At 28.3% G+C, this 6,664-nt stretch carries 6 protein-coding genes; 3 read left to right on the top strand and 3 right to left on the bottom strand.

The genetic code is table 11. The features are described 5' to 3' along the window. Window positions 1-453, top strand: a 453-nt coding sequence (locus Q0J90_RS12700; RefSeq protein ID WP_297278259.1) for an arginase family protein, incomplete at its 5' end; no start/stop codon positions are given. A gap of 37 nt (window positions 454-490) precedes the next feature. Then, the gene (locus Q0J90_RS12695) at window positions 491-850 is read left to right on the top strand and encodes a DUF1667 domain-containing protein (protein ID WP_297278258.1); all 360 of its coding nucleotides are present in this window, start codon (window positions 491-493) and stop codon (window positions 848-850) included. Between the two features lie 7 nt (window positions 851-857). On the opposite strand, the gene Q0J90_RS12690 is transcribed toward Q0J90_RS12695, so the two are convergent. Further along, window positions 858-2,060 (bottom strand): sugar MFS transporter, encoded by a 1,203-nt coding sequence (locus tag Q0J90_RS12690; RefSeq protein WP_297278257.1) that lies wholly within the window; start codon window positions 2,058-2,060, stop codon window positions 858-860. A 223-nt stretch (window positions 2,061-2,283) separates the two neighbouring features. On the opposite strand from Q0J90_RS12690, the gene recJ reads away from it, so the two are divergent. Further along, window positions 2,284-4,449 (top strand): single-stranded-DNA-specific exonuclease RecJ, encoded by a 2,166-nt coding sequence (recJ, locus tag Q0J90_RS12685; protein ID WP_297278256.1) that lies wholly within the window; start codon window positions 2,284-2,286, stop codon window positions 4,447-4,449. 13 nt (window positions 4,450-4,462) lie between these two features. On the opposite strand, the gene Q0J90_RS12675 is transcribed toward recJ, so the two are convergent. Together Q0J90_RS12675 and Q0J90_RS12670 are read right to left on the bottom strand one after the other, a co-directional pair. Further along, complete coding sequence (locus tag Q0J90_RS12675) at window positions 4,463-6,175, bottom strand: MFS transporter (RefSeq protein WP_367173891.1); 1,713 nt, start codon at window positions 6,173-6,175, stop codon at window positions 4,463-4,465. 90 nt (window positions 6,176-6,265) lie between these two features. After that, on the bottom strand, window positions 6,266-6,664 hold a 399-nt coding region (locus Q0J90_RS12670; RefSeq protein WP_297278255.1), incomplete at its 5' end, for an SGNH/GDSL hydrolase family protein.

Genomic DNA, 6,664 nt, shown 5'->3' with positions numbered 1-6,664 from the left:
GGATATCATGCTATGGCTGTTAGTGCTTGTATGGGTAATGTTGATAAAGAGATAAGCTCTATACTTCCAAGCAGAATTTCCGCTGATAAAATATTATTTGTAGGGCTTAGAGATTGGGAAAGAGATGAAATAAAAAATAGACAGAAGGAATATAACATACCTCATTTTGCTCCTGATGAAACTTCTTCTTCAAGTGAAGGCATAATAAATTGGCTTAAGAAATGCAATGCTTCTAAAGTTTTAATACATTTTGATTTGGATGTGCTTGATCCTAATGAGATAATAGCTGCTGTAGGTGTTTCTCCTAATGGAATGAAGATAAACGAAGCAGTAAGAATAATAAATGATATTGCAAAAGAGAAAGAAATTGTCGGCTTTACCATAGCAGAACATATGCCAAGAATTGAAATAATGCTTAAAAATATGATGTATGATTTGAGTTTATTTAATTAACTTAATATAAAAAACAAAAAATAAGGAAGTAATTAATATGGAAAAAAAGGAATTAACTTGTATATGCTGTCCTATGGGATGTGCTTTGTCTGTAGAGTTAGAAGGCAGTAATGTTTTAAGTGTAAGCGGCAATACATGTAAAAGAGGCGACGCTTATGCCAGAGATGAAGTTGTACGTCCTGTGAGAATGGTTACTTCTATAGTGAAAGTAAAAAATGGAAATTTAAAAATGCTTCCTGTAAAAACTAAAGAGCTTATAGATAAATCAAGAATTAATGAATGTTTGGAGGCTTTAAAAGATGTAGAAGTTAATGCTCCTATTCATATAGGGGACATTATACTTCACAATGCTGCTGGTACTGATATTATAGCGACTAGAAATGTTGAAGCAGTTTAATAATGTTTTAATTTTGCTGTGTATTTTCGTATTTTTCATCTGCTTTTTTCATTAATGCTCTAAATTTCTCTTTTATTAAAGCGGTTCTTTTTTTCTGAAGCATTATATTAACAGCTATAGAATAACATATAAGAGAAACTATCATCATAAATAAGAAAGCTATAAAATATGAAAAATTAGAAGCCAAGTAACCTACAATAAAAGGTACTATTAAAGCAGCAATGCCTGTTAAAGTTTCATTAACAGCAACATTGTTTGAGGCATTTTCCTGGTCAGCTAATGCATAATAAAGCCCGAAGAAATATCCGAATCCGCTTACAAATCCTAAAAACATAAATGAAAGTAAAAATATCCAAAAGTTTTTAGTAATAAGAATTAAAGTAAGAGCAGCCGGAGTAAATAATCCTACAATAGTAAATACTCTTTTCGTTTCCAAAAATCTTAAATAAAAAGCACTGATTAAAGAACCTATAGCCATAAATCCTGATAAACTTCCTACTAAGATTCCTGCAATAGATTCTGATAATCCAACTTGTTTTATACCATAGTCTAAGAACATAAATCTTAATGTATGTAAAACAGCAGCCCCTACAAATATGATGAGCCATCCTATATATACTTTATATCTAGGAGCTCTCATAAAAGGTTCTTCCCATTTATGACGTTTGGATTTGAAATGCAAATGCCTTGACATATAGAAAAAAACGAATATTAATATACTCATTGCTATAACTATAACAAATCCTATATTTGGATTTAATTTATATATGAATCCTGTTATAATAGGCCCTACAGCAAGTCCCAATGTCCATGAGAATATAAAAAGTCCGCTGCTTATTCTTATAGGTAAATCTTTAGAAACGCTGTCTAATAAGGATTGAAAGCATACAAAAAATATCGTAGTGTTTGCTCCGAATAAAAAAGAATATAATAATGCCATTTCATTTGGAAGATATAATAAAGAAAAAATGGATATTACTACTTGCGTGCATGCCTGAATATATAATAACCTTGGATATATCGCTTTTGGAATTTTAAATTTAGAAAAAATTCCGGCAGATACCATCATGCCTGTACCGTATGAAACGCCTAGTAATGATATAAAAAATGGATTAGCTCCTGACATAGAAGCATTAATAACTAAAACGGTACTAAATATGCTTGAACATAAATAAATTAAAAACGGCATTGAATAAACTAAAATAGTCATAATCTTTTTTTACCTTCTAAACAAACAAATTTCTGTAAAAAAAAGGGACACTAATTATAAGCGTCCCTTTAGTTAAATAATATATTATTATAAAAAAAATGATATACGGATATTTTATTTTTTTAAATTTTTATGTTTTAACTTAATATTAATAGTACTTGAAAGAATATCATAAATAAAATATACTATTTGAGATTAAATACTATTAATATAAGTGAAAAATATGATTAAAGATATAGATAATTTGCATCCTGTTATAAAGGAATTATTAAAATTAAGAGGAATTACATCAAAAAATGATATTTTCAATTTTTTCTTTCAGGATATATATTCTCTTTCAAACCCATTTGATATAAAAGATGTAAATGTATTTGTTGATAGAATAAAAGAAGCTATAAATAATGATGAAAAGATACTTGTATATGGAGATAAAGATGCTGACGGAATTACAGCAGCTTCCATAATTTATAATACATTAAAAGTAGTTACAAAAAATGTTGAAGCTTTTGTACCTAATCATGAAACAGGGTACGGACTTTCCAAAACTGTTATAGAAGAATATGCTGATTCCGGGGTAAGTCTTATAATAACTGTAGACTGCGGTATATCAAATGTAGATGAAGTAGAATTTGCACGTGATTTGTCTATTGATATTATCATAACAGATCATCATGATATTCCGGAAATACTTCCTAATGCTTATGCTATATTTAATCCTAAACTTTATAATACAGGATTTTCATCTAAAAATTTTTCAGGATGTGCCGTAGCATTCAAACTTATGCAGGCCTTTGTTTTTTCATATACCAAGCTTTATAATAAAGATATAATAGTATTGGATTATGAAATAGATAAAGCAAAAAATACTTTAAAAAGAATCAGAGCTTTAAAATCTGTAAACTTTGTTGCAAGCGATGATGTATTTGGTTTTGAGCTTGTTAATGATAATAATTGCTATAAGTCTATTTATATAGATTATTATGATGAACTTATGAGCGAAGATGAGGTATTGGAAGAGCTTGCAAGTTATATGTTTGAGGGAGAGGGTACTGTACTTGTATTGACTGGAGGAGAGGACAGATTAAAAAGACTTTTATCATTGTATGAGAAATATGATATATATCTTCCTGAATATGACGGTGTTTATGATCTTCTGCAGCTTGGTTCTAAATATGGAAATGTTAATATAAAAACTACAAAGACTTTAAATGATTTTGCTTTGGCTCTTAATGTTAATATTTATAAATATGATGATATTGAATATAGAGATTTAATAATAAAAATGGAAATATTTAGAAGAATGTTTTATATAAGTCAAAGCAATCTTCAAAATTATATACGTAAAAAATCAATACTTGTACTATTTGGAACGGTTGCCGATGTTGTGCCTCTTACAGAAGAAAACAGAACTTATGTGAAATGTGCTTTAAAAGAATTGGAAAATCCAACTCATATTAGATATACTGCTATGTTGGAAAGAATAAATTTATTAAATACTAAAATAGATACTCAGGCTATAAGCTGGAAATTAGCACCTTTTATTAATGCAGCCGGCAGAATGGGAAGTCCTGAGACTGCATTAAAACTTCTTACTTCAGAATTGAGGGAAGAGGCAGTGTCATTATCTCAGGAAGTTTATAATATGAATGAAACTAGAAAGTCTTTAACAGAATCTAATTTCAGTATAGTTAATGAGTATATAAAAATAAATAAATGTCTTTCTCTTCCTGTTATTATAGTAAAAAGCGATAAAATAGAGCAGGGTTTAACTGGATTAATAGCGGGAAAGGTTTTAAGCGAATATGGAAAAACTGCTGTTATAATGTATGAAAATGAATCTGGAATTTGTGTAGGAAGTATAAGAAGCATGGGAGATGACAATGCCAGAGATATGCTTGAGGCATCAAAAGTTTATTTGATAAAATTCGGCGGACATAAAAATGCAGCAGGGTTTACTTTGGAAAGTGAAAATTTTGATAAGTTTTCAAGCAAAATAATAAAATATGCATCGTCTCAGAATTTCCAAACAGAAAAAGAAGAAGATGTTTTTGATATGGAATTGAGCTTTAATGATATTGATATGAAGCTAGCAGGCATGCTTGAATTATTTGAGCCTTATGGAAGCGGAAATGAAGAGCCTGTATTTATGTCTAAAAAAGTAAAGATTAATGAAATAAAAAAAATGCCTAAAAATAATAAACTTCATTTAAGATTGGAATTAAGCCAAAATAATAAAAATGTAAGTGCGGTTATTTGGAACAGCAGCGAAGAAGAAGTGAATAAATTAGAAAATGCCGATTATATAGATATTATATATAAATTAAAAGTTAATCGTTTCGCTAATAGTGCTGATGCCAGAATATATATAGATAAATATAAAATATTTTAATTTCAGTTAGTTATTATCCGCATATAGGACATTTTGAAGGCTTATTAATATCATCATGCATATAGCCGCATTTTGTGCATTGCCATTTGCTTATTTCTTCATTATCACTCGTTAAATATTTTTCAAACATTCTTTTATGACCTTCTTCTATTTTGGAAACATGTTCAAATAAAGCAGCTATATCATTAAAGCCTTCATTTTTAGCAGTTTCAGCAAACTTTAAATACATTATTTTAGATTCATAAGATTCATTCATAATTGCATCTTTCAAATTTTCATCTTTTGAGAATATGCCGTGATAGCGTTCAAACCATAATCTTCCATGTTCCTGTTCATTTCTAGCAGCTTTTTCATAAGCTGATGCCAATACTTCCATTCCTTCTTCTCTGGCTTTTTCGGCATAATACATATACTTGCATCTTATTATACTTTTTATAATAAAAGCTGTTTTTAAATTTTCTTTTGTTTTTGAATTTAATAATTCCATATTTGTAGTCCATGTATATCTATATCTTTTATTGTTTTTATGTTGAAGGGTAACGACACAAATGAAGGCAAATACTGCCATAACAGCACCTCCGAATCCAAGCCATTTCATGCCGTAGTTGTCAACAATTGTACTTCCTATAAACGAACCTAATGCTACTCCTAAATTAAAAGAAAATGAATTATTAGCTGAAGATAATGTAAGGCATGACGGATAATCTTTTTCAACAAAGTTTAGTATATTAATCTGCACAGGAGAAGTCATTAAATATATTGAAAAACCTACTGAAAATACAATTACAGCAGAACCTATTTGCGTATTAAAAGCGTAAGGAGAAGCAAGCATAAATAAAAACTGGAATATAAATACAAATCTTAATTTATATACTCCGTTTTTTTCTGCTAATTTACCCGAAAGCAAGGTACTGCATAAAACAGCTATTCCGAATATAAACAATGCTATGCTTATGCGGTCATTAGGTACATGTACATATTCAATAAAAATAGGGTTCAAATAAGTATAAATTATATAAGATGAAGCTGCCCCGAATAATATAGTAAGAGAGCTTAATATTAGTCTGCTGTCTTTTACTATTATGAATTGCTCTATTAACTTCACTTTATATCTTGGTGTATTTCTAGGAAGTGTTAAAGCTATTAAAACCATAGTAATGATGCTTGAAATAGATATAAATAAAAATGAATCTCTCCATCCGAAATTATAGCTTATAGTAGTTCCTATAGGAAGACCTAGAAGATACGATATGCTGAATCCTGAATAAATCAAAGCTACTACAATACCGCGGCTTTCTTTTTTTGCTATATAAGGTATAAACGATATTGATACTGATATTAAAACTCCGGATATTATAGCTGTAAATATTCTCATAATAATCAAAAATATATAATTATCAGCCATTGAGCATAGGAAATTGCTTAATACAAACAGCATGCTTGCAAATATCATAAAGTAATATCTGTTAAACTTTCCGGCAATAGCAGCGGAAAATGGCGAACATAAAGAGTATGCTAAAGCAAATATTGATATAATTCTGCTTGCCTGAGTGATTGATATATTTAAACTGGTAGAAATATCTGTTAAAATAGCTACTACTATAAATTCACTAGTTCCCAATACAAAACTTAAAATGACAAGGGCAATTATAGCAAATATTTTATTTTTTTCTGTTACAGTTACATTATTTATATCATTATTTTTAATAGCCTTAGCATTTGACATCAATTCTTCCTCATTTTAAGAAAAGTATAAAATATTTTCTATATGATTTTTAGTAAATATTATCGGATTTTTTTGTAAAAATTATTTTAGTTATTTTATAATGATTTCTGATAATGCTTTATAAAGTTCTAAGGCAAAAACACTATGACCATTTTCATTTAAATGAACTCCGTCAAAGTATATATCATAATAATTATGATTTTTTAAGATATTATTTATAAACATATTGTATATATCTATGCTTTTTATACCGTTTATTTTTGTATATTCATTGATAAAATTAACATATTTTTTTAAAGTATCTTCAAGTTCATCTAAATTATTTGCTTCAAAAAATGTAAATGCTTCTTTTATAAACGGAATAGGTGTAAAAGCTATAATTTCAATATTATTTTCATTGGATTTATTTATTATATTTATAAATGATTCTTCTATTTTTTCTAAAGATTTGTAAGTAAATATATCATTAACTCCGCCCATTAATATAAC

The sequence above is a fragment of the uncultured Brachyspira sp. genome (genome assembly GCF_944390595.1).
GTDB lineage: Bacteria > Spirochaetota > Brachyspiria > Brachyspirales > Brachyspiraceae > Brachyspira.
The sequence above is the reverse complement of the archived record's forward strand: the minus strand, read 5'-3'. Positions and strand labels throughout refer to the sequence as shown.